The sequence below is a fragment of the Pseudomonas sp. BMS12 genome (assembly GCF_001592875.1).
Taxonomy (GTDB): domain Bacteria; phylum Pseudomonadota; class Gammaproteobacteria; order Pseudomonadales; family Pseudomonadaceae; genus Aquipseudomonas.
Genome location: NZ_LSOF01000005.1, coordinates 352461 through 376494 on the forward strand (window position 1 = coordinate 352461; position 24034 = coordinate 376494).

General features: G+C 65.2%; 22 protein-coding genes and 1 tRNA gene. 14 read left to right on the forward strand and 9 right to left on the reverse strand.

What is annotated here, in order from left to right; all coding sequences use genetic code 11:
• From AYB31_RS05050 to AYB31_RS05070, 5 genes are all read left to right on the forward strand, one after another.
• A partial coding sequence (locus AYB31_RS05050) for an FAD-binding protein (RefSeq protein WP_153020650.1) occupies positions 1 to 985 on the forward strand: 985 nt, incomplete at its 5' end.
• Between the two features lie 11 nt (positions 986 to 996).
• Positions 997 to 1752, forward strand: a complete 756-nt coding sequence (locus tag AYB31_RS05055; protein WP_068826404.1) for a glucose 1-dehydrogenase — start codon at positions 997 to 999, stop codon at positions 1750 to 1752.
• Positions 1753 to 1763: 11 nt separating this feature from the next.
• Positions 1764 to 2816: a ferredoxin--NADP reductase gene (locus AYB31_RS05060; RefSeq protein ID WP_236715503.1), complete on the forward strand. Its 1053-nt coding sequence runs from the start codon at positions 1764 to 1766 to the stop codon at positions 2814 to 2816.
• 89 nt (positions 2817 to 2905) lie between these two features.
• A complete protein-coding gene (locus tag AYB31_RS05065) occupies positions 2906 to 3670 on the forward strand; it encodes an SDR family NAD(P)-dependent oxidoreductase (protein ID WP_068826408.1) in 765 nt (254 codons plus the stop codon).
• A gap of 68 nt (positions 3671 to 3738) precedes the next feature.
• Positions 3739 to 5301 carry a FadD3 family acyl-CoA ligase gene (locus AYB31_RS05070; protein ID WP_068826410.1) on the forward strand — a complete coding sequence of 521 codons (1563 nt, stop codon included), beginning with the start codon at positions 3739 to 3741 and terminating at the stop codon, positions 5299 to 5301.
• A gap of 733 nt (positions 5302 to 6034) precedes the next feature.
• Here AYB31_RS05070 and AYB31_RS05075 read toward each other — a convergent pair.
• Positions 6035 to 6910, reverse strand: coding sequence for an SDR family NAD(P)-dependent oxidoreductase (locus tag AYB31_RS05075; RefSeq protein ID WP_068826413.1), 876 nt, complete (start codon positions 6908 to 6910; stop codon positions 6035 to 6037).
• A gap of 64 nt (positions 6911 to 6974) precedes the next feature.
• The gene (locus AYB31_RS05080; protein WP_068826415.1) at positions 6975 to 8687 is read right to left on the reverse strand and encodes an FAD-dependent oxidoreductase; all 1713 of its coding nucleotides are present in this window, start codon (positions 8685 to 8687) and stop codon (positions 6975 to 6977) included.
• A gap of 245 nt (positions 8688 to 8932) precedes the next feature.
• Here AYB31_RS05080 and AYB31_RS05085 point away from each other — a divergent pair, with 245 nt between their 5' ends.
• The 3 genes from AYB31_RS05085 to AYB31_RS05095 all read left to right on the forward strand — a co-directional run bounded on the left by AYB31_RS05085 (position 8933) and on the right by AYB31_RS05095 (position 13072).
• Positions 8933 to 10507 (forward strand): DUF1302 domain-containing protein, encoded by a 1575-nt coding sequence (locus AYB31_RS05085; RefSeq protein ID WP_068826417.1) that lies wholly within the window; start codon positions 8933 to 8935, stop codon positions 10505 to 10507.
• 20 nt (positions 10508 to 10527) lie between these two features.
• Positions 10528 to 11904 (forward strand): DUF1329 domain-containing protein, encoded by a 1377-nt coding sequence (locus AYB31_RS05090; RefSeq protein WP_068826419.1) that lies wholly within the window; start codon positions 10528 to 10530, stop codon positions 11902 to 11904.
• A 184-nt stretch (positions 11905 to 12088) separates the two neighbouring features.
• Positions 12089 to 13072 (forward strand): 5'/3'-nucleotidase SurE, encoded by a 984-nt coding sequence (locus AYB31_RS05095; RefSeq protein WP_068826421.1) that lies wholly within the window; start codon positions 12089 to 12091, stop codon positions 13070 to 13072.
• A gap of 80 nt (positions 13073 to 13152) precedes the next feature.
• Here AYB31_RS05095 and AYB31_RS05100 read toward each other — a convergent pair whose 3' ends face one another.
• Genes AYB31_RS05100 through AYB31_RS05110 form a run of 3 tightly spaced genes read right to left on the reverse strand, consistent with a single transcriptional unit; the run spans position 13153 to position 16029 of the window.
• Complete coding sequence (locus AYB31_RS05100) at positions 13153 to 14271, reverse strand: 3,4-dihydroxy-2-butanone-4-phosphate synthase (RefSeq protein WP_068826423.1); 1119 nt, start codon at positions 14269 to 14271, stop codon at positions 13153 to 13155.
• Positions 14272 to 14282: 11 nt separating this feature from the next.
• Positions 14283 to 15209 carry an alpha/beta hydrolase gene (locus AYB31_RS05105; protein ID WP_068826424.1) on the reverse strand — a complete coding sequence of 309 codons (927 nt, stop codon included), beginning with the start codon at positions 15207 to 15209 and terminating at the stop codon, positions 14283 to 14285.
• Complete coding sequence (locus AYB31_RS05110) at positions 15196 to 16029, reverse strand: SDR family NAD(P)-dependent oxidoreductase (RefSeq protein ID WP_068826426.1); 834 nt, start codon at positions 16027 to 16029, stop codon at positions 15196 to 15198. The genes AYB31_RS05105 and AYB31_RS05110 overlap by 14 nt, the downstream gene beginning before the upstream one ends.
• Positions 16030 to 16193: 164 nt before the next feature.
• Between AYB31_RS05110 and AYB31_RS05115 the strand changes: the two genes are divergently transcribed.
• From AYB31_RS05115 to AYB31_RS05135, 6 genes are all read left to right on the forward strand, one after another.
• Positions 16194 to 17225, forward strand: a complete 1032-nt coding sequence (locus AYB31_RS05115; protein ID WP_068826428.1) for a Rieske 2Fe-2S domain-containing protein — start codon at positions 16194 to 16196, stop codon at positions 17223 to 17225.
• Positions 17226 to 17309: 84 nt separating this feature from the next.
• Positions 17310 to 18440: a helix-turn-helix transcriptional regulator gene (locus AYB31_RS05120; protein WP_068826429.1), complete on the forward strand. Its 1131-nt coding sequence runs from the start codon at positions 17310 to 17312 to the stop codon at positions 18438 to 18440.
• Positions 18441 to 18563: 123 nt separating this feature from the next.
• Complete coding sequence (nudE, locus tag AYB31_RS05125; RefSeq protein ID WP_068826431.1) at positions 18564 to 19112, forward strand: ADP compounds hydrolase NudE; 549 nt, start codon at positions 18564 to 18566, stop codon at positions 19110 to 19112.
• 109 nt (positions 19113 to 19221) lie between these two features.
• Entirely contained in the window at positions 19222 to 19386 is a 165-nt protein-coding gene (locus tag AYB31_RS21690; protein WP_161489372.1) for a hypothetical protein, read from the forward strand.
• A gap of 313 nt (positions 19387 to 19699) precedes the next feature.
• Positions 19700 to 20305, forward strand: coding sequence for a DUF4113 domain-containing protein (locus AYB31_RS05130; protein ID WP_068826819.1), 606 nt, complete (start codon positions 19700 to 19702; stop codon positions 20303 to 20305).
• 137 nt (positions 20306 to 20442) lie between these two features.
• Positions 20443 to 20625, forward strand: a complete 183-nt coding sequence (locus AYB31_RS05135; RefSeq protein WP_068826432.1) for a hypothetical protein — start codon at positions 20443 to 20445, stop codon at positions 20623 to 20625.
• 210 nt (positions 20626 to 20835) lie between these two features.
• On the opposite strand, the gene AYB31_RS05140 is transcribed toward AYB31_RS05135, so the two are convergent.
• From AYB31_RS05140 to pheT, 4 genes are all read right to left on the reverse strand, one after another.
• Positions 20836 to 20912 (reverse strand) — tRNA-Pro (locus AYB31_RS05140).
• A gap of 82 nt (positions 20913 to 20994) precedes the next feature.
• The gene (locus tag AYB31_RS05145; protein WP_068826434.1) at positions 20995 to 21351 is read right to left on the reverse strand and encodes a MerR family transcriptional regulator; all 357 of its coding nucleotides are present in this window, start codon (positions 21349 to 21351) and stop codon (positions 20995 to 20997) included.
• A complete protein-coding gene (gene ihfA / locus AYB31_RS05150; RefSeq protein ID WP_002553164.1) occupies positions 21332 to 21634 on the reverse strand; it encodes an integration host factor subunit alpha in 303 nt (100 codons plus the stop codon). Before ihfA ends, AYB31_RS05145 begins: the two co-directional genes overlap by 20 nt.
• A gap of 3 nt (positions 21635 to 21637) precedes the next feature.
• Entirely contained in the window at positions 21638 to 24016 is a 2379-nt protein-coding gene (gene pheT / locus AYB31_RS05155; protein ID WP_068826435.1) for a phenylalanine--tRNA ligase subunit beta, read from the reverse strand.
• Positions 24017 to 24034 lie beyond the last annotated feature (18 nt).

The window sequence follows — 24034 nt, forward strand, 5'->3', positions numbered from 1 at the left end:
GGCTCGCCGGCACGCGCGGCTGTCGCGCTGGGCCCAGGCGCTGCACATGTACAGCCCAGCCCTGGCCGAGCGCCTGCGCGCACGGGCTCGGCGCATCGAGCTGGCTCATGCCCAGCGTCGCCTGATTCGCGCCGAGCACGGCGTGCTGCTGTGCGCCGGAGGTTTCGTATTCAACCGCGAACTGGTCCGCCAGCACGCGCCGGCCTACCTGGCCGGGCTGCCCCTGGGCAGCGCCGGCTGCGACGGCAGCGGTATCGCCCTGGGCAGCAGTGTCGGCGGCGCGACCGCGCGGATGGACAGGATCAGCGCCTGGCGCTTCATCAATCCGCCGCTGGCCTGGGCCTGCGGCCTGATCGTCAACGCGCACGGCCAGCGCTACTGCAACGAAGAGGTGTACGGCGCCAAGCTCGGCCACGCCATGGTCGAGGAGCAGGACGGCCGCGCCATCCTCATCCTCAACCGCGCCCTGGTCGGCGAGGCGCTGCGCCAGGTCGGCCCGGGCAAGGTCTGGCAGTTCCAGCGCCTGCCGGTATTGCTCAATTTGCTATTCAACGCCAAGCGTGCCGCCACGCCCGAACGCCTGGCCCGGCGCTGCGGGCTGCCCGCGGAGAACTTGCAGGCCAGCCTGGCCGCCTATGGCGCCGCCGCCCGCGGTGAATGTGCCGATGTTTTCGGCAAGTCGCCGGCGATGCTCGCCGACCTGAGCCAGGGCCCCTGGTATGCGCTGGATCTGTCCTTCGCCAGTCGTCTGTTCCCCTGCCCGACCATCAGCCTCGGCGGCCTGCGCGTGTGCGAGACCAGCGGCCGGGTGCTCGACGCCGGCGGCAGCGTTATCGACGGGCTGTACAGCGCCGGGCGCAATGCCGTGGGCATCGCCTCCAACCTCTACGTATCCGGCCTGTCGCTGGCCGACTGCATCTATTCCGGCCGCCGCGCCGCCGCCCATGCGGCAGCCGCGGCGACCGCCCAACCCGAAATCGCCTGAAGGAGAACACCATGAACCGAGTCCAAGGCAAGGTCTGCCTGATTACCGGCGCCGCCAGCGGCGTAGGCCGCGAAGACGCACTGCTGCTGGCCAGCCAGGGCGCCAAGGTGGTGCTCACCGACCTCAACGAGGAGGCCGGCCGCCTGGTCGCTGCGGAGATCGGCGACAACGCCCTGTTCATCCGCCAGGACATCGCCAGCGAGGCCGATTGGCAAAACACCATCAAGACCATCCTGGAACGCTTCGGCCGCCTCGATGTGCTGGTCAACAACGCCGCCATCCTCGCCCTCGGCAGCATCGAGGACACCAGCCTGGAGCAGTGGCAGAAGGTGCAGAAGATCAACAGCGACGGCTATTTCCTCGGCTGCAAGTACGCCATCGCGGCGATGAAGGAAACCGGCGGCGGCTCCATCGTCAACATGTCCTCGGTGGCGGCCCTGGGCGGCATGCCGATGTTCTGCGCCTACTCGGCGTCCAAGGGCGCGGTGGCCGCCATGACCCGCTCCATCGCCCTGCACTGCAAGCAGCAGGGCTACCGCATTCGCGTCAACAGCGTGCACCCGGACGGCATCAACACGCCGATGACCCAGGCCCTGGCCGGCGGCCAGGCGATTCCCCAGGACGTGCTGGACGCCGACCCGCTGAACCGCATGGCCGCCCCGCGGGACATCGCCAACGTGGTGCTGTTCCTCGCCAGCGACGAGTCGCGCTTCATCAGCGGCGCCGAGATCCGCGTCGACAACGCCCAGCTGATCAGCGGCCTGTAACGGAGATGAGCATGAGCGCGCAGCCCGTCCAGCAACCGAGCGCCGGCACCTACCGCCTGCAGGTCGCCGCGGTGATAGACGAAACCGCCGACGCCCGCTCGCTGGTACTGAGCGTGCCGGCGGAGCTGCGCGAGCGCTTCCGCTATCGCCCGGGGCAGTTCCTCAGCTTCCGCGTGCCGCATGGCGGCAAGCTGCTGACCCGCTGCTACTCGATGGCCAGTTCGCCGGACTGCGACGCCCAGCCCAAGGTCACCATCAAACGGGTGAACGAGGGTCGGGTGTCCAACTGGATGAACGATGCGGTGCAGGCCGGCGACTGGCTGGAGGTGCTGCCGCCGGCCGGGCACTTCTATCTCAAGCCCGGTACGCATCCGCTGGTGCTGTTCGGCGGCGGCTCGGGCATCACCCCGGTGATGTCGATCCTCAAGTCGGCGCTGCGCACCGGCACGCGGTCGGTCAAGCTGGTGTACGCCAACCGCGACGAGGCCTCGGTGATCTTCCGCGACGAACTGCGCGCGCTGCTCAAGGCCCATCCCGAGCAGCTGCAGGTGGTGCATCTGCTCGACTCGCTGCAAGGCTTCGTCGATGCCGCCGAGGTGCGCCGCCAGGTGCGTGGCGTGGGCGACGGCGAGTTCTTCATCTGTGGCCCGGGCCCGTTCATGGACACGGTCGAAAACACCCTGCTGGAGCTGGGTAAGCCGCGCGAGCGCATCCATGTCGAGCGTTTCGTCTCGCCGCCCGATCCCGACCAGGTCGCGGAGCCGGCGCCGATCGCCAGCACGGTCGAATGCCAGGCCCTGATCGTCGAAGTCGACGGCGTCGCCCATGAGGTGCCCAGCCTGCCTGGCGCCACACTGCTGCAAAGCTGCCGGGCGGCCGGTCTGGATGTACCCTTCTCCTGTGAAGAGGGTTTCTGCGGCGCCTGCATGTGCCAGGTCGAGGAGGGCACGCTGGGCCTGGCGCGCAACGACGTGCTCAGCGCCCAGGAGCTGGCCGAGGGTTGGACCCTGGCCTGCCAGGCTCGCCCGGACGCGCCCAGGGTGCGCCTGAAGTTCCCCGCCTGACGGGCATCTGCCTAGTCCCATCGGACGATCAACCACAGCGGCTGCGCCGGGTAGACTCGGCGCCAGCTCACAAGAACAAGAGGTTTGCTATGGCTCGTTTGCACAACAAAGTGGCGGTGATCACCGGCGCCGCCTCAGGTATCGGCCTGGCCTGCGTGCGCCGCTTCGCCGCGGAAGGTGCCCAGGTGGTCGGTCTGGACCTCGGCGAACCCGCCGCCGACCAGCTCTGGGACCTGAACCCGGCCCCGCTGTTCCTGCGCCTGGACGTCAGCGATGAAGCGCAGACCCAGGCCGTGATGCAGCAGGTCGTCGAGCGCTATGGCCGTATCGACGTGCTGGTCACTGCCGCCGGCATCGCCTCGCAGGGTAGCGCCACCCAGATCGAAACCGCCACCTGGCAGCGCATGCTCGACATCCACCTCAACGGCTGCCTGTTCGCCTGCCGCCACGTGCTGCCGCAGATGGTGGAACAGCGCAGCGGCTCGATCATCACCTTCGGCTCGATCTTCGGCCTGCAGGGTTGCGACAACAACCTGGCCTACAACGTGGCCAAGGGTGGCATCAACCAGCTGACCCGCTCGCTGGCCATCGACTACGGCCACGCCAACGTGCGGGTCAACGGCCTGTGCCCGGGGCTTATCGACACGCCGATGACCAGCATGGTCAAGGAGCATGCCGAGTTCCACGCCTACTTCGCCTCGCAGCACATGCTCAGCCGCGCCGGTCGGCCCGACGAAGTGGCCAATGTCGCGTTGTTCCTCGCCTCCGACGAAGCCTCCTTCGTCAGCGGGCAGATGATCGCCGTCGACGGCGGCTTCTCCGCCGGCCGCCGCTTCGCCCCACCCGCAGCCTGAACCCGAGGCCGGGCGCCCTGCCCGGTCCTTTCCTTCTTGGTTTTTCATCCTCTACCCGGGGAGGCCCCATGACGCCCGCCACCACTTCGCAACTGATCGCCAGTGCCGCCGCCCGGTATGGAAATGCCCTGGCCATCGACGATGCCGGCCGGCGCATCGACTACCACCAGCTCGACGCCCTGCGCCGCCAGGCCGCCCGCGCCCTGCTGGCCCTCGGCATCGAGGCCGGCGAGCGGGTGGCGATCTGGGCACCGAATGTCTGGGAGTGGGTGGTGGCGGCCACCGCCCTGCACAGCGTCGGCGCCGCCCTGGTACCGCTGAACACGCGAATGAAAGGCAGCGAAGCGGCCTTCATCCTGCGCGAGAGCGGCGCCGCGGCGCTGTTCGTAATCGGCGAATTCCTCGGCACGGACTACCCCGCGCAACTGCATGGCGAGGACCTACCCAACCTGCGTCAGCGCATCGTGCTGCGTGGCGAGAGCCAGGGCTGCCTGGGCTGGGACGACTTCCTGGCGCTGGCCGAGCGCCACAGCGACGCACAACTGGCCGCCCGCGAGGCCGAAGTGGACGGCGACAGCCTGGCCGACCTGCTGTTCACCTCCGGCACCACCGGCAAGCCCAAGGGCGTGATGTGCTGCCATGCGCAGAACCTGCAGGTGGTGCGCGACTGGAGTGAGGTGGTCGGTCTGCGCGAGGGCGACCGCTACCTGATCGTCAATCCGTTCTTCCATTCCTTCGGCTACAAGGCCGGCTGGCTCGCCGCACTGATGCGCGGCTGCACCTTGCTGCCACAGCAGGTGTTCGACGTGGACGCCGTACTCGACTGCGTGCAGCGCGAACGCATCAGCGTGCTGCCCGGTCCGCCGACCCTGTACCAGTCGCTGCTGACCCACCCGCGCCGCGGCGACTATGACCTGTCCTCGTTGCGCGTGGCCGTGACCGGCGCAGCCGCCATTCCGGTGGAAATGGTGCAGCGCATCCGCGACGAGCTGGGCTTTGCCACCGTGGTCACCGCCTACGGCCTGACCGAGAGCTGCGGCTTCGTCAGCATCTGCCGCCCCGGCGACAGCGCCGAGCTGGTCGCCAACACCAGCGGCCGCGCCATGCCCGGAGTCGAGGTGCGCTGCGTGGATGGCGCCGGTCAGCCGGTGGCGACAGGCGAGCCCGGGGAAATCCTGGTGCGCGGCTACAACCTGATGCGCGGCTACTTCAACGACCCGCAAGCCACCGCCGAAGCCATCGATGCCGAGGGCTGGCTGCACACCGGCGATGTCGGCGTGCTCGACGCGCAGGGCTACCTGCGCATCACCGACCGGCTCAAGGACATGTTCATCACCGGCGGCTTCAACGTCTACCCGGCGGAGATCGAGCAGGGGCTGCTGGACTACCCCGGCGTGGCCCAGGCCGCGGTGATCGGCATCCCCGACGAACGCCTGGGCGAGGTGGCCATGGCCTTCCTGCTCCCCGCGCCGGGCCAGGTAATCGACTGCGCCAGCGTGATCACCTGGTGCCGTGAGCGCATGGCCAACTACAAGGTGCCACGCCGTGTGCAACTGCTGGCACAGATGCCGCTGAATGCCTCGGGCAAGGTGACCAAGCAGGTGTTGCGGGAGATGGCTGGGCGCGGTTGAGGCTACGTACGCCTCTATCGACTTCCAATCCGTGCCGCTGCTGTTTATTGCTCGGCTTGAATCTTTCTGTTCCGCCCTACTGGGCGGGTCACTTTTGCCAGTCGCGGCAAAAGTAACCAAAACCGCTTGCCCCTACATCCGGCCCTACGCTTCGCTTCGGGTCCGTTCGCTCCATCATCGCTCCAGGGGCACGTCGCGAAGGGCCATCCTTGGCCCATCGCGTCTCTCGCGGCATCCATGCCGCTCAACCCCTTCCACGATGATTCCACTCACCCTTCTGAAGGGGCATTTCGGGCTGCCTGAAGGTTTCGCACGCACTCTCTCTGGAAGAAGGCGCGTTCAGCCGATGCAGCGAATTTCATCCAGGCTGCACCGCTACAGAGCTCCCCTCGTTCCCGGCCCCTCTACCTTCGGGAGAGGGGAGACAAATCACTCCCCGGCAGCGCAAAGCGCCCCTTCAGAAGGGAGAGCGGAGTCGTTGCGTAGAGGGATGAGCCGCATGGATGCGGCGAAAGGCTTAAAGGGCCATGGATGGCCCTTTAAGCCGACCCTAGGAGCGGCGATGGAGCGAACGGACCCGAAGCGAAGCGTCGGGCCGGATGCAGGGGCTAGACCTTTTGGTTCCTTTTGGGGCAATGCCAAAAGGAACCCGCCCAACAGGGCGGAACCAATGCCGCCACCAACGCGAAAACCAGCAGCGGCACGAACATAAGCAGTCAGCCCAATCAGAACCTCAAACGACCCGCGCCGGATGCGCCACCCGCGGCGCACCGAGCATCTCGCGGTAGGACGGCGGCTGCCGCCCCTCCGCCTCGCAGATGCCATAACGCGCTGCGATCTCGGCGCTAATCAGGGTCTGCCCGGACAGGCTCGCCAGTTCGGGATCGTCGAGCAGCGCGTGAATGATCCGCCCGTTGAACTCCGGCGTCTCGGCCTGGGCCAGGAAGGCCTGGTACTGCTCACCATGCTGGGCACCGACCAGGCGCGTGCGCTCGGTCAGCTGCGGGCCGAGCCACAGCGACAGAGCGGCCACGCCCGTGCCCTCGAAGTCCACCGCCATGTCTGCCGCCAGCTTGTCCACCCCGGCCTTCTGCGCGCCGTAGGCCGGGCCGTGCATGTAGCAGGCGCCGCCGAACGACGAGGTGAAGCAGATCAGGCCCTGGCGACTCTTTAGCAGCAAAGGCGCGGCGTGGTAGCTGGCGACATAGGCCGAGCGCAGGCCGACGTCGAGGATACCGACCAGTTCCAACGATTTTGCCCAGAACGGCCCCGGCTCGATCAGTTGCTCGTGGATATGCGCCACGTTGTTCACCAGCAGATCCAGACGCCCCTGCTCGTCCTCGATGCGGGCGAACAAGGCGCGGACCTGGGCATCGTCAGCGTGGTCACAGGGCACGGCGATGCCGCGCCCGCCGGCCGCGTCGATGGTTGCGGCCACGTCTTCCAGCGAGCCGCTCAGGCGCTGGCCGTACAGGCGCGAGTCGCCTTGCCCGGGTTGGCGGCCGGTGATGTACACGGTCATGCCGGTGGCGCCCAGGGCTTGGGCGATGCCGCGGCCGACGCCACGGCTGGCGCCGGTGACCAGGGCAATGCGGTTCTGCTGAGTCATGCGGGTTCCTCGCAAGGCAAAAGGCCCCGCTGCCGCATGCGACTGCGGGGTTGGATGGCGTGTATCAGGCCGGCAGTTCGGCCGAGGCCCTGGCCACGGCGGCAGCCTGCGCGGCGATATGTCGAGCGGCGATGTAGCCGAAGGTCATGGCCGGGCCGATGGTCGAGCCGGCACCGGGATAGGTACGGCCCATCAGCGAAGCGGCGCTGTTGCCGATGGCATACAAGCCAGGGATGGGCACCCCGCTGTCGTGCAGCACGCGGGCATGCACATCGGTGAGCAGGCCGCCCTTGGTGCCGATGTCGCCGGCATCAAGACGCACCGCGTAGAACGGCCCCCGGCGCAGCGGCGCCAGGCAGGGATTGGGGCTGACACCGGGATCGCCGTAGTAGCGGTCGAACAAGGAATCGCCCTTGCCAAAATCCACATCGACACCCTGCTCGGCCATGGGGTTGAAGCGCTCGACCGTGGCTTCCAGGCCCTGGGCATCGACGCCGATGCGCTCGGCCAGCGCAGCCAGGCTATCGGCCTTGTGGAAGTAGTCGCGCAGCTGTGCAGGCACCTGCCAGTCCGGTTGGGCGTAGCCGGGCAACAGCGCACCGCAGGGGTATTTGCGGCGGAACTCGGCATCGAACACCATCCAGCACGGCACGCTGGCCTGCTCGTACATGGCGTAGACGATATCGCTGTAGGGTGCGCCCTCGTTGACGAAACGCTGCCCGGCGGCGTTCACCAGGATACAGCCCGGCAGGTTGCGCTCGACGAACATCGCCCGCTGCTTCTCCTCGCCCGCCACATGACTGGTCGGCGCCCACCAGCTGTGCGACATCAATGCGGTCTGCGCGCCCAGGGCCTGGCCGGCGCGGATGCCATCGCCACTGTTGTGCGGCGGGGTGGCGCTCCAGCTCGCCTGGGTCGGCTGCGGCAGGTACTGCTCGCGCATCTGCTGGCTGCGCTCGAAGCCGCCAGCGGCGATCACCACGCCATGGCGGGCCTGCACGCGCAGGCTCTGCCCGGCATAGCGCAGGCGTGCGCCCTGGACCCGGCCATCGGCCTCGATCAGCTCCTGTAGCGCACAGTTCAGCCACAGCGGTGCCTGCCGATCCAGCAGGGAACAACGCAGTGCGCCGATCAGCGCATTGCCCAGGGTCAGGTAACGATCACGGCGCGACAGACGCCGGCCGGCCAGGTCGCGCCAGTACCGCCACAGCACCTTGCAGGTCAGGCCGATCCAGCCTGGGCCGCGACACAGCAGCACGCGCGCCTCCTTCATGGTCATCGCCATGCGCCCCATCATCAGGGTGCCGGGCGATGGCGGGCGCATGCGCAGGAACTCATCGCCCAGCTCGGCGGCGTCAAACGGCAAGGGGTCCATGGAGCGGTAGCCGGGCTTGCCGCCGGGCAGTTCGGGGTAGTAGTCGGGATAGGCTGCCTGGGCCTCGAAACGTACCCGGCTGTGCCGCTCCAGGTACTCGACCATGGCACGCCCCTCGGCGACGTAGGTCTCGATACGGCCGTCGTCGATCTCGCCGAAGGTCGCGGCACGCAGGTAGGCGATGGCCTCTTCGGGCGAGTCGCTGCCACCCAGACCGGCGATGCGATGGTTGTCGGGAATCCAGATGCCACCGCCGGATACCGCCGAGGTGCCGCCATACAGCTCGCTCTTCTCGATCAGCAGCACCTTCAACCCGAGGTCGTGGGCGCACAGCGCGGCCGTCATGCCGCCAGCACCTGAGCCGACCACCAACACATCGCACACCTCGTCCCAGTCGCTCACGGCTTCGGTCTCCCTGCAGCAAGTGCCGGCAGCCGGGTGCTGCACGGTCGCAGGGATTGTTGGAGCGGGGCCGGCAGCGGGCATCGTCCATGCGGACTAGCCGCCGCGCGGGCTCTGCTCCGGCCAATCGGGTTAGTCCGCTTGGACGATGTTGCAGCCAAAACGCGACTCCATAGTCACACCCGGCTGCACCCCTTCACCCGAGATGCTGGTCGGGGCCGCCCGACCGCCGTAACGAGGACGAGATGATAAAAACAACAAACGCCCTGCGACCGCTGCGCGTGTCCATTCACCTGGCTGCCCTGACACTGGCCGGCCAGGCCCAAGCCATGAACTTCCAGCCCAACGAAGACCTCAACCTCGACCTGGACACCACCCTGTCCTACAGCCTGGCCTGGCGCGTCGAGGACCGCGACCACGAGCTGACCGCCAATGCTGACGGTAACGACGGCGACAACGCCTTCGACAAGGGCAGCCTGATCAACAACCGGGTCAGCTTCCTCACCGAAGCCAACCTCAGCTGGCGTCAGGACTACGGCGTATTCCTGCGCGCCACCGGCTTCTATGACAACGTCTACGACCGGGGCAACGACAACGGCAGTGGCAGCTCCAACTGCTTCGCCGGTGGTCACTGCTCGCGGCCCGACCGTTTCTCCGAAGACACCATCGACCAGCACCGCGAAGACCTGCGCATGCTCGACGCCTATGTCTACGGCAACTGGAGCATTGCCGATCACAACCTCAACCTGCGCGTCGGTGACCAGGTGGTGAGCTGGGGTGAGAGCATGTTCTACCCGGGCATCTCCGGCGCGCAGAGCCCGGTCGATGCGACTAAGGCCACCACGCCGGGGGTCGAGGTCAAGGAAATCCTCCTGCCGGTGGGCCAGGTGTTCGGCCAGATCAACCTGACCGACGCCCTCAACCTGCAGGCCTACTACCAATACAAATGGGAGAAGACCGAGCTGTTCGGCGTCGGTAGCTACTTCTCCACCACCGACTACATCGACGAGGGCGGTTTCAACGACGCCAGCGGCTTCCTCACTCGCCTCAAGGACGACGAGCCGAGCGACAGTGGCCAGTACGGCGTGGCCCTGAGCTATGCCGCCGAGTCGCTGAACAACACCGAGTTCGGTCTGTACTACGTGCGCTTCCACGACAAGCAGCCCTCGCTGGACTTCCGCCCCTCGCTGAGCGGCAACTACCAGGTGCGCTACTTCGACAATATCGACCTGTACGGCGTCAGCTTCGCCACCAACGTCGGCGACGCCAGCATCGCCGGCGAGATCAGCTACCGCGACGGTCAGTCGGTGATGGTCGACGACCTGTTCTCCACCCCGGTGCGTGGCGAAACCCTGCAGAGCCAGCTGTCGACCGTTTACGTGTTCGGCCCGACCAGCTTCGCCGACAACCTCACCCTGGTCGGCGAGGTCGTGCATATCCACGTGCTGGACAACGACGCCTCGCAGCCCATCGAGCTGTTCCCCGGCTTCGTCCTGCCCGGCTCCAGCTCGGACAGCCTGGCCCTCGACCGCGACGCCTGGGGTTACACCGTGCAGGCGACGCTCGACTACAACAACATCATCAACGGCTGGGACATGTCCGTGCCGATCACCTACAGCAGTGCCGCCGACGGCGACAGCGCGATCAACGGGGCGATCAACAACGGCGCCCACGACAACCGCTTCAGCATCGGTTCCTCCTGGCGTTACCTCAACAACTTCACCGTCGAAGCCCGCTACAACGCCTACCTCGGCAACCCCAACAACACCGGCCTGGCCGACCGCGACAACGTCGCCCTGAACTTCAAGTACCGCTTCTGAGCCGGACGGAGGAGAACCCCATGAACACTCACAGCATGATTCGCTCGGCCCTGGCCGTTGCCCTGCTCGGCAGTTGCCTGAGCGCCCAGGCCAAGGTCAGCGAGGCCGAAGCCGCCCGCCTCGGCCAGGACCTGACCCCCATCGGCGCAGAAAAGGCCGGCAACGCCGACGGCACCATTCCTGCCTGGACCGGCAAGTGGCTGGGCACCCCGCCGCACGTGCAGTTCGCCGGCCCGGGCACACCCTATCCGGACCCCTATGCCGACGAAAAGCCGTTGTTCGTCATCACCTCGACCAACATGGAGCTGTACGCCGCTTACCTCAGCGACGGCCAGAAGGCCCTGCTCAAGCGCTACCCCAAGAGCTTCCGCATCCCGGTCTACCCGAGCCACCGCGACTTCCGTGTCGACCCCGAGCTTGAGCAGCTGATCAAGCGCAACGCCCTCAACGCCTCGCTCAGTGAGAATGGCTATGAAGCCCGCAACGCCTGGGGCGCCTCGCCGTTTCCCATCCCGCAGAACGGCAATCAGCTGATTCTCAACCACACCATGCAGGGTCGCGCCTATACCGAGGAAGCCAACTACATCCAGACCGTCAGCTACTCGGACGGCAACCGCGCCATCGACAAGGTCAACTACAAGATTCAGTCGATCTGGTCGAACCCCAAGCAGTCGCCAGAGGGCGCCAACGGCATCTTTACCAACTTCATGGTCACCAACCTGGAGCCGGTACGGAAAAAAGGCGAGATCGTTACCGGCCACGAGTTCATCGATGCCTTCAGCCAACCGCGCCAGGCCTGGCAGTACGCGCCCGGCCAACGCCGCGTGCGCCGCGCCCCTACCGTGGGCTACGACTCGCCGACCGGTGCCGGTGGCTTCCGTACCTACGACGAGGACCGCCTGTTCAACGGCTCACCCGACCGCTATGACTGGAAGATCGTTGGCAAGCGCGAGCTGTTCATCCCCTACCACAACTACCGTCTCGACGCGCCGGACGTCACCACCGAGCAGATCCTCGCCACCACCGGCCACGTCAACCCCGACCTGATGCGCTACGAGAAGCACCGCGTCTGGGTTCTCGAAGGCAACCTCAAACCCGGCACAAGGCACATCTACGCCAAGCGTGTGATCTATCTGGACGAGGACAGCTGGTCGGCCACCATGGCCGACAACTACGACGGCCGCGGGCAGCTGTGGCGCACCAATATGCAGACCTCGATCTACGCCTATGACATCCAGCGCTTCCATGCGCGCCTGGGCATCTATCAGGACCTGATCGCCGGCTCCTACCTGGTCGACCGTCTGCTGGACGATCAGAAGCCTGCCCTGCTCAACGTCAGCAAGTGGAGCGACGACATGTTCACTCCGGCCAACCTGCGCAAGCTGGGTACTCGCTGAGCCAAGCCCGCAGAACCTTGCCCACAAGGCGCAGTTTCGCTACCAGGGCCTCGCCGCAACCGCGTCGGGGCCCCGGCTTTTCGGCTCATTCCCCAGAACAGTTTTGCCACGCCCAGTCTGCCGTCGGTAGCGTGGCATCAACCGGCCCTGCAGGGCCATCGATACATCCACGGAGACAACAAGAATGCACAAGCTCCTCGCTACGGGTATCGCCCTGGCCAGCCTCGGCCTCGCAGGCCAGGCCAATGCCCTCAACATCCTGTTGACCAATGACGACGGTTGCCGCGCGCCCGGCATCGGTGCGCTGTATCAGGCACTCACCGCCGCCGGCCACCAGGTCACCCTGGTCGGCCCACAGAACGACAGCAGCGGCATCGGCGCCGCCAGCGTGGTCAGCCCCGGCCAGGCGGTCGCAGTGACCGAACTGGAGCCAGGCAAGTACTGCGTCGGCGCCCCGGATGGCTACACCCCGCCTGCCGGCAAGACCTCGGCCATCGGCACCCCGGTCGATGCGGTCAATGTCGGCCTGGACCTGCTGCTCAAGAACAACCGCCCGGACCTGGTGGTCTCCGGCAGCAACTTCGGCGAGAACGTCGGCCCGCTGACGCAGATGTCCGGCACGGTCAACGCGGCAGTGCGTGCCATGTTCAAGGGTGTGCCGGCAGTGGCGGTGTCCACCGCCATCGACATGGAACTGATCATGCGCGACCCGCAGGCCGGCTACGCCAAAACCCTCAACGCCCTGGACGATACCGCCGCCTTTGCCACCCGGGTGATCGGCGAACTCAGCGCCAAGGCCGACAAGACTCGACATGCCTGTGACAAGAGCAAGAAGCACAAGGCCTGCGACCTGAACGTCCTCGGTCTACCGGGGAGCACCGGGCTCAATATCAACTACCCGGCACTGGAGGCCCACGAGGTCAGGGGTGTGGCCTATGCGCCGATCGGCGACTGGAGCGCGGTCAACTTCCTTGCCCAGCGCAGTGACGATGGCGGTGTGCGAATCAACCTGGTCGCACCGCCCACACCGAGCGCAGAACAGAAGCACTACGACGCCTATCAGCTGTTCAGCGGTAAAGCGGTGATCAGCGTGATGGACGGCAACCTGAGTGTGGACGGTAAGCTGCAGGACCATATCCGCAAGGAACTGCGCGGCCTCAGGCCCTGACAAGACTCCGCCAAGGACTCGGCGGGCACAGCAAAAAAGAAACAGGCCTGGAGCCTGTTTCTTTTTGTCCGCAGCTCCAACTAGGTCGCAAGCGCGGCATCGCCGCTATAGGGGACGAATTCGGCCACTTCCAGCTCGAAGCCAGACACTGCCTTGTATGGCACCGGCGAGCTCATCAGCTGCATACGTCGCACCCCGACGTCACGCAGGATCTGTGCACCGATGCCCAGGGTGCGCTGCGGAAAGTGCGGAGGCCGCGGTTGCCCGGCGCTGCGCAGGCGCAACTGTTCAAGCAGCGCTTCGCCGCTCTCGCGCTGGGCCAACAACACCAGCACGCCGTTGCCGACGGCGGCGATATGAGCCAGGGAACGGTCGAGATTCCATTGCCGGGCAGCACCCTCGCTGTCGCAACCGAGAGCATCGCGCAGGGTTTCCAGGGCCTGCACCCGCACCAGGGTCGGGCGCGCCCTGTCGATATCGCCGCACACCAGGGCCAGGTGTACCTGCCCCTGGTAAGTGTCCTGGTAGCTCACCACGCGGAACTCGCCGTGACGGGTAGACAGCGGGTACTGCTCACCCCGGCGGATGGTGCCTTCGTGAAGAATTCGGTAGTGGATCAGCTCGGCGATACTGCAGATCGGCAGGCCGTGCTGGGCGGCCAAATCCTGCAGCACCTCGCCGCGGGCCAGCTCGCCCGCCTCATCGAGGATGCTGACCAGGGTCGCGGCCGGCTGGAACCCGGCCAGGCGCGCCAGATCGCAGGCGGCCTCGACATGGCCGGCACGCTGCATCACCCCTCCGGGCAGCGCCTGCACCGGGAACACATGCCCCGGCTGAACGATGTCGAAGGCCGTGCTGGCAGGATCGACCGTCACCTGGATGGAATGCGCACGATCGGCGGCGGAAATACCAGTGGTCACGCCCTGACGCGCCTCGATCGAACAGGTGAAGCCGAGGCCATGCGCGGCCCGCGAGTGCGGCACCATCAGGTCCAACCCCAGGCGCTGGCAATGCGCCTCGCCAAGCCCCAGGCAGATCAGGCCACGCGCGTGCATGGCCATGAAATTGACCGCCTCGGCGTCGGTGCGCTCGGCGGCCATCAACAGCACGCCCTCGCCATCCTGCTCATCGTCACAGATCACCACCATGCGCCCGGCGCCCAGGGCGTCCAGCAGTGTTTGCACGCTGTCGAAACTCATTGCCAGCCCTCTCAGCTCAGTGCCTGGCGTAGGTCGGCAGAGAACTCCGCCAGCTCGGCCGCCGCCTGCTCGACGAAGGGCGCCATGCTGGCGAACCCGTGGATCATCCCCAGGCAACGCTTGGCCCGCACCGGCACCCCGACCTGGCGCAAGCGCTCGGCGAAGGCCTCGCCCTCGTCGCGCAGCGGGTCGAACTCGGCCGTCAGCAGGCTGGTCGGCGGCAGCCGGTCAAGATCCTCGGCCAGCAGCGGCGAGGCCAGTGGATCATCGGCCTGGGCGGGCTCGGCCAGGTACTGGCGCCAGAACCAGAGCATCTGTTCGCGGGTCAGGAAGTAGCCCTCGGCCAGCTCCTGATAGGAGCTGCTGCCACAACGGCCATCGGTGACCGGGTACAACAGGCCCAGCGCGGCAATCCGTGGCCCGCCGCTGGCGTCGACCTGCCGAGCTACGGCGATGGCCAGGTTGGCACCGGCGCTGTCACCCGCCAACGCCAGGCGCGAGGCGTCCACACCCAACTCGTCAGCGCGGGCGAACAGGTCAAGAGTGGCGCGGTAGCAGTCCAGCGGTGCCGCCGGGAACGGGCTTTCCGGCGCCAGCCGATAGGCCACCGAAACCACCAGCGCACCGCTCTGCGCGGCCAGGCTGCGGCACAGGTTGTCATGGGTATCCAGTGTGCCGATCACAAAGCCGCCGCCATGGAAGAACACCAGCAGCGGCAGGTTCGCCTCGTCACGCGGACGGTACAGGCGCGCCTGCAGCGCACCGGCCGCGCCGGCCACCCGCAGGTCGCGCACTTCAGCCATGGATTCGCCGGGCAACGGCGGCATCATGTGGTCGGCGACCTGGCGATAGCCGGCCGCCTCGAGCTGACTGAAGTCTGGCTGTGGCAGGCCACTGAACTGCTGAAGAACGGCGGCGATCTGCTTATCGAGCGGCATGGGAGTTCTCCTGGGCCATCTGGAATATCGGGTTGGTCTCGTCGAGGATGCTCTGTAGGCGACTCTGCAGCGCCGGCTTGAAGAACTTGTGCGGGAGGATCCAGAAGCGCTTGTCCTCCACCGCGGCGAACACCAGCTCGGCCAGCTGCAGCGGGCTCATGCCCTCGCGGATGCTGCTGTCGAGCACCGCTTCGAGCGGCGCGTCGGCAGCGCCGGTGGTGCGATTGGAGGTCATTATCGAGCTGGCCACCGGGCCGGGACAGAGCACCGAGACGCCGACCTGGGCGCCGAGCATGGCCAGCTCGTAGTGCAGGGTTTCGGAGATCGCCACCACTGCCTGCTTGCTGACGTTGTAGGGGCCCATCAATGGACTGTTGATCAACCCGGCCAGCGACGCGGTGTTGATCACATGCGCCGGGCGGTTCTGCTGGAGCAGCAGCGGCACGAAGCTGCGGATGCCATTGAGCACGCCGTTCAGGTTGATATCCAGCATGCGTTGCCACTTCGCCGCCTCGATCTCCCAGCACAGCCCGGTCTGCATCACCCCGGCGTTATTGAATAGCAGGTCGACGCCGCCAAAGCGCTCCAGCGCCAGATCGCGCAGGGCATCCAGCTGTTCGGGGTGGCTCACGTCGGTAGGCAGCCAGGCGACCTCGGCCCCCTGCCCGCCCAGTTCCGCAGCCAGGTCAGCCAGACGCCGTGCATCGACATCCCCCAGCACCAGGCGTAGCCCCAGACGGGCTGCATGTTCGGCCAGGCCACGGCCAATACCGCTGGCGGCGCCGGTGATGACCGCGACGCGGCAATTGAGGTTGCTCATCTAGGGCTCCACTTCTTGTTCTCAGTGGCGCCAGTAGAACTGCCCCCCGTAGCGCGGCCATCGTCCGTTCAGACGATGCCGCGCCGGCTCAGGACGGCAGAATCCGGAACGTGGCAAAGCCTAGCCGCGCCGTCTGCCTGAGCGCGCAACCGGAGAACAACAAGATGACTGCACTGCACCGTATCGAAGTGAAACAGCTGCCCGAGCGCTACGCCCGCGGCTGGCACTGCCTGGGCCTGGCGGCCGACTACCGTGATGGCAAGGCACACCGGATCGATGCTTTCGGCACCCGTCTGGTGGCCTTCCAGGGCGAGGATGGCCAGCTGCATATCCTCGACGGTTACTGCCCGCACATGGGCGCCGACCTCAGCGAGGGCTGCGTCGAAGGCAGTTCGCTACGCTGCCCATTCCACGAATGGCGCTGGGGCGCCGACGGTGTGTGCGACGACATTCCCTACGCCAAACGCATCCCCCCGCGGGCCAAGATCAAGGCCTGGCCGGTACTCGAGCAGAACAACCTGCTGTTCGTCTGGAATGATCCGGAAGGCAATCCACCGCTACCCGAGCAGGCCATTCCGCGCATCGACGCCTGCTTCGACGACGATTGGGCCGACTGGGCCATCGCCGAGATGACCATCAACACCAACTGCCGCGAGTTGGTGGACAACGTCGCCGACATGGCGCACTTCGACAGCGTGCACGGCGCGCCGCTGCACTACTTCAGCAACGTCTTCGAGGGCCATGTCGCCATCCAGATCATGCGCGGCACCAGCGCGCGCCTGTCCGGCGATGACGAGCTGTGCACCGTGGCCAGCTATTACGGCCCGGCCTACCAGATCACCGACATGACCGGTGCGATGAACGGCCAGACCATCCACTCGATCCTGCTCAACTGCCACGTGCCGATCGACCAGCACAGCTTCACCCTGCGCTACGGCGTGCTGGTGAAGAAGATCCCCGGCCTGAGCGAGGAAGACAACCGCGCCATGGCCATGGCCTACGTCGAGCAGGCGCGCGCTGCCTTTTACGAGGACGTGGCGATCTGGAACAGCAAGACCCGGGTGGACAATCCCCTACTGTGCGACGGCGACGGTCCCGTCTACCAGCTGCGCAAATGGTACGAGCAGTTCTACACCGACCAGGCCGCCGTACCGGCCGAAACCGCCGAACGCCGCGAATACCTGGTCAAGGGCTGATCCCGCGCCGCCGAGTGGCGTTGCCTGGACCCTCAGGTAGCGCCTATCCTCGGACGCCTATAAAAACAACAGAGCGCAACCATCATGGCTCACCCCCTACCCCTCGATGCCTTCAGCGAGATGCTCGGCAACCTCTACCAGGGTCCGTTGGAAAACGTGCCGTGGTCGAGCTTCCTCGGCCAACTCAACCATTTGCTCGCCAGCAAGTACGTCACCTTCATCCTGCGCCCACCGAGCCACTCGGTGGACGGACTGATGGTCAACACCAACGGCACCTCGGCCGAGGCCACGGCGTCCTACAACAAACACTTCTACGCGATGGACCCCTTCGTCGGCCTGCCCAACCGCCAGGTGGTGTGCAATACCGAGTTCATTCCGCTCGAGGAGTGGACCGGTTCGGAGTTCTACAAGAACTTCCTCGAACCAGTGGGGGTACTGCACATCCTCGGCGCCGACATCAACACCAGCGACGGCGTGCAATGCCGCATCCGCATCAGCCGCGGCCCCGAGCACCCGCCCTTCACCACTGCGGACAAGGAGCTGCTGGCGCTGTTCGTGCCGCATCTGGAGCGCTCCGTGCAGCTGCACGTGCGCCTCAACCGCTACGAATCCGAGCGCAACCTGTATGCCGGCGCGGTCGACCAGATGGCGGTGGGCACCATCATCCTCGACGAGGACGGCAAGGTGCTGCAGACCAACCAGGTGGCCGAACAGCTGCTGCAAAGCAAGGACGGTCTCAAGCGCGTCGACGACGGCCTGCAGGTCGGCAACCCACGCGACAACCAGGAGTTCCGCCGCCTGGTCAAACAGGCCCTGCTGGCGCAACGCAGCAACAACCCCTCGGTGGTCGAGGCGCTGCGCGTGCAACGCCCGTCCGGTCGCGCCGACCTGGGCATCATCGTGCGCTCGGTGCCGCTGTCGGAATGGAACGAAGGCAAGCAGTGCCCCTCGGTCGCGATCTTCATCAGCGACCCCGAGCAGCAATCCAGTGCGCCGCAGGAGATCGTCCGCGCCCTGTTCGACTTCACCCCGGCGGAAACCCAGCTGGCCATGCTGCTGGCCAACGGCCTGACCCTAGACGAGGCCTCGGAGGAACTCGGCATCAGTCGCAACACCGCGCGCGCGCACCTGCGCTCGACCTTCTCCAAGACCGGCGTAACCCGCCAGACCATGCTGGTGCGCCTGATCCTGCGCAGCGTGGCCACCCTCGGCTAAGGGCCTAGAGCTCCCCTCATCCACTCACCGGAGAGGGGCCACCCACCTAGTCCGTCGGGACGATGCCGAGCAGTCGCAGCCGGAAGATGCTGTGCCAGTGTCCACCCCGCAGGGGCGAGAGCCATGCGCCAGCTACCCACCATTCTCAAGACCGAGCTGCTCGCCGAGAGCGGCCACTTCCAGATCGAGGCCCTGCACCTGCAGTTCAGCAACGGCCAGCAGCGCATTTACGAGCGTCTGCGCGGCACTGGCTACCGCTCGGTACTCATGGTCGCCTTGCCCGATCCCGAACACGTGTTGCTGGTGCGTGAATACGCAGTGGGCGTGGAAGGTCGCGTGCTAGGCCTGCCCAAGGGCGGTGCCGAACACGGCGAAAGCTACCTGCAGGCAGCACAACGCGAATTGATCGAGGAAACAGGCTTGCGCGCCAGGCGCCTGACCGAACTGGGCGAGCTTACCCTGGCGCCCGGCCATCTTTGTCACCGCTGCCAGGTGGTACTCGCCGAGGATCTACAGCCCGCCAGCGGCGATGGCGACGAGCCGGAAGCCCTGGAACTGGTGCGGGTCCCCCTAAGCGAACTTCACGATCTGGTGGCCCATGGCGAACTGCAGGAGGCGCGCGCCATTGCAGCGCTGTTCATGGCCATGGGCGCCCTGGCCCGACGCGTCTGAACAGGTTTGTCACTCGCTCGGCGATCTAGTCCATTTGGACGAGGCCGGACTATTGCGCAGCCCCTAAGGTGAAGTCACAACAACAATCGTGCCCGCGCCGAGGCTCGCCATGAAAACATCCACCTGCGCAACCCTGCTGCTTGCCATCGCCGGCCTGGCTCTCGGCCTGCTGCTGACACCGCGTCCACAGCCACAGATCACCCTTCTCACCTGCCCACCGGCCCAAGGTGGCTGCTATTTTCCACCACCATCCATCGGCCGTTTGATGCCCTGATGGGCTCTACTCCGAAGTCGGCTGTGGTGGTCGAGGATATCTGGACGCTAGCCTGACGCTCACCCGCCAGTGATTCGGTTTTCACTGGCACCCACTCCATTTCAGGCCGCTGAATACTCCCGTGATCAAGCATGCTGTCCCGGCAATTGCTGCATAACTGTCATGGTCTACTCATCCCGCCCCATGAAACGCCGATATTCCTGCACCGAGCCCAGGAGTTGCTCAACTGTCTGCCGAGGACTCCATGACTCAACAGATAGCGGTAAGTCATGACGCTATATTCCAGCGCCGCCAGCTGCGGATTGGGGTGACCATGGAGCGGACTGCACGTGAGCTGCGCGGCGTGAGCTGCATTGGCTTCAATCAAGGCCCTCCTCCGAAGGAGGCAATCTGCAGTAGCAAGATGTTCGGTGCGCGCCAAACAGAGCTGCCACCGATTCGCGAAGCGCTTGCCGCATATGTGGCTAGAGCCGCTGAGAAACTACGCGCTCAGAGCTCACTATGCAGCACGATTCACGTAGGCCTTCAGACCCAATTGGCTGACCTGGATGGGCCCCGCTATGCAAACGCAGTGACCCTGGCTCTACCTTCCCCAACAGATGACACTCGGGAGATTCTGGCGCTCGCCCAGCGCGGCCTGAGTCAAATCTACAGACCAGGTTATCCATTCTCTAAGTGCAGCATCCTGCTCATGGATCTGAGTCAGCGAGGCGAGCTAACGCCAGATTTGTTTGCACCCAAACCACGCAGAGGCTCAGAGCAGCTCATGGCTACTGTCGACCAAATCAATAAGCTGCAAGGAAGGGGCGCGGTGCGGATTGGACGGATTCCGGTGAAGCCGAAGTGGGCAATGCGCAGAGAAATGCTGAGCCAGAGGTATACGACGCGTTGGGATGAAGTGATTGGGGTGCGAGGATAGGCTTTCTTAGATGGGCAAAATCCGGTCGACCTAGGTCACGACTGCCTCAAAGCGGCCAGAAGCGGACGGTTTTGGCTTATAAATAAATCAGCTCATGTTTCCGTCCCTTTCCACATGTAACTCTAAGGAGCTGCCAAGTGATCACGGAGCTTGAAGAGACAGCCTTTCCTAATCTCTATGCTCGCTTTGTTGGACTGTTCCAGGGCACTAAGCCCTGGCTAACGGTGGTTGAAAAGCATCAGTTGCAGATCAAAGCCAACCCCTATTCCCAATCGCAGATACAGAGGGAATACCGTGTTGAATCGCCCCTGTTTTCCTAGACCCAGAATGACCGCTTCTGGCCGTTAGTCGCCCCTCACCCTAAGCCGACGTCATCTATGCTGCAGCAGGTGGACTGGCGCCCCTATCCGATTCTGCAACGCCATTTTCAGCGGTGGCACAAAAAGTGGCACAAAAACTCGACTCAGTAAAAATCATCGCCCATAAAAAAATCCAGTCACCGCTAAGTGACTGGATTTTTTAGGGTTTTTTGGTCGGGACGGAGTGATTCGAACACTCGACCCCTTGCACCCCATGCAAGTGCGCTACCGGGCTGCGCTACGCCCCGACGATGCTTACGTGTTACTGCAAGCGGGGAGGACTTTACAATAAGCTGCTGAATTGTGGAAGTTTTTTTTACCGCAGCAGGCTTATTTGCGAAGTACCAACAGCAAATCCTCAAGCTCGACAATCATCTGTCGAATCATCTGCTTGTACTGAGTGGTGTCGTCCTTGGCCTCATCACCGGAGAGACGCTGCCGCGCCCCGCCAATGGTGAAGCCCTGGTCATACAGGAGCGCTCGAATCTGGCGGATCATCAGCACGTCTTGGCGCTGATAATAGCGACGGTTACCTCGACGCTTTACCGGATTGAGCTGGGGGAACTCCTGTTCCCAGTAACGCAAAACATGAGGTTTGACGGCGCAGAGGTCGCTGACTTCGCCAATGGTGAAGTAGCGTTTGCCAGGTATAGGCGGTAGCTCGTCGTTATGACTTGGTTCCAGCATATGCCTCTACTCTGGCCTTCAATTTCTGGCCCGGACGAAAGGTGACGACACGGCGAGCCGTGATCGGGATTTCTTCGCCTGTTTTGGGATTACGACCCGGGCGCTGACGCTTGTCGCGCAGGTCGAAATTGCCGAAACCGGACAATTTGACCTGCTCGTTGTCTTCCAGCGCGTGGCGGATTTCCTCGAAAAACAGCTCCACCAACTCCTTGGCTTCCCGCTTATTCAGGCCAAGCTCTTCATACAGACGTTCCGCCATCTCAGCTTTCGTCAGAGCCCCCATACGCTACTTCCTTAACGTGGCGTTGAACCTTTCTTCCAGCGAGGTGATGATGTTTTGCGTAGTTGTATTCACCTCATCGTCATTAAGAGTGCGCGATGGATGTTGCCAGGTCAAGCCGACAGCCAGGCTTTTTCTATGCGGATCAATACCTTTACCGTGATAGACGTCAAATAGCTTGAGGTCGGTAAGCCACTCGCCCGCTGCCTCGCGGATGGCGGTGAGGAGCGCTTCCGCCGGCTGTTCGCGATCGGCCAGTAGCGCCAGGTCGCGACGCACCTCAGGGAAGCGCGACAGTTCGCTGAAGAGTGGCATACGCCCAACGGCCACTTCCGCCAGCACCAGTTCGAACAGGAATACCGGCTGACTTAACCCGAGGGTCTTGGCCAGCTCCGGGTGCAGCGCCCCCATGAAACCAACCAGCCGCCCTTTCCGCTCAACGCGTGCGGTCTGGCCCGGATGCAGGGCCGGATGCTCGCCCGGCACGAAGCTGAAGTCATCGGCGGCGCCGGCATAACCCAGCAGCGCTTCGACATCAGCCTTGAGGTCGTAGAAGTCCACGCTCTCCCGGCCGTTAGCCCAGCCTTCCGGCAGGCGACTGCCGCTGATCACGCCAGCCAGCATGGCCTCCTGCTTCAAGCCTTCGAGCTGGCCGACGAAGCGCAGGCCGCTCTCGAACAAGCGCACACGCGACTGTTGGCGATTGAGGTTGTGCTCGAGCGCCTTGACCAGGCCCGGCCATAGCGAAGAACGCATCGCGGCCATGTCAGCGGAAATCGGGTTCGCCAGCTGCAGCGGCGCCACGCCCGGGTTAAACAGTTCGAACAGCTTGGGGTCGATGAAGCTGTAGGTGATGGCTTCCTGGTAGCCGCGAGCAACCAACAGGCGACGCAGGGCTGGCAGCTCGGCACGGGCCTCGGCCTTGGCCTGCGGCGCCAGGCGGGCCTGCGGGTAGCGCACCGGCAGGCGGTTGTAGCCGTACAGGCGACCCAGCTCTTCGATCAGATCCACTTCCAGGCTGATGTCGAAGCGGTGGCTAGGCACGCTGACCTGCCACTGGCCGGAGCCTTGGGCGGTCACGCCCAGACCCAGCGCGACGAGCAGGCGCTCGACCTCGGCACCGTCCATATCCATGCTCAGCATCTGACTGATGCGTTCGGCACGCAGAGTGATCGGCGCGACATTCGGCAGGTCAGCGGCGCTCGCCACCTCGATGATCGAGCCGGCTTCGCCGCCGACGATCTCCAACAGCAGCGCAGTGGCACGCTCCATGGCACTGCGCGCCAGCTGCGAGTCGACGCCGCGCTCGAAGCGATGCGAGGAATCAGTGTGCAGGCCATAGGAACGGGCCTTGCCAGCCACCGAGATGGTGTCGAAGAAGGCGCTTTCGAGGAACAGGTCGCGGGTCTTGCCGCTGACGCCGCTGTGCTCGCCGCCCATCACGCCAGCGATGGCCAGGGCGCGGTTGTGGTCGGCGATCACCAGGGTGTCGGCGCGCAGGCTGACTTCCTGGCCGTCCAGCAAAACCAGCTTCTCACCCTCTTCCGCCATGCGCACGCGGATGCCGCCGTTGATCTCGGCGAGGTCGAAGGCGTGCATCGGCTGACCGAGCTCGAGCATCACGTAGTTGGTGATGTCGACTGCGGCATCGATGCTGCGGATGTCGGAGCGGCGTAGGCGCTCGACCATCCACAGCGGAGTCGGCTTGGACAGGTCGACGTTGCGGATGACACGACCCAAGTAGCGCGGACAGGCCTTGGGCGCCAGCACTTCGACCGGGCGCACTTCGTCATGGACTGCAGCAACCGGCGCGACCGACACCACCGATACCGGCGTGCCGTAGATGGCACCCACTTCACGAGCCAGGCCGGCCAGCGACAGGCAGTCGCCACGGTTGGGAGTCAGGCCAATCTCGATGCTGGCATCATCCAGGCCCAGGTAAGCGCGGATGTCCTGGCCGGCCGGGGCGTCCGCCGCCAGCTCCATCAGGCCACTGTTGTCGTCGCTGATCTGCAGCTCGGAGGCCGAGCAGAGCATGCCCTGGGACTCCACACCGCGCAGCTTGGCCTGCTTGATCTTGAAGTCGCCCGGCAACTCGGCGCCGATCATGGCGAAGGGAATCTTGATGCCGGCGCGGGCATTTGGCGCGCCGCAGACCACCTGGAAGGTGGCGCTGCCGTTGCTGACCTGGCACACGCGCAGCTTGTCGGCGTCCGGGTGTTGTTCGGCGCTGAGGATCTCGCCTACCACCACGCCGCTGAACTGGCCGGCGACCGGGATCACGGCGTCCACCTCGAGGCCAACCATGGACAGGCGGGCTACCAGTTCGTCACGCGATACCGCCGGATTTACCCAACTGCGCAGCCACTGTTCACTGAATTTCATGCTGTCTGTTCTCCTTAA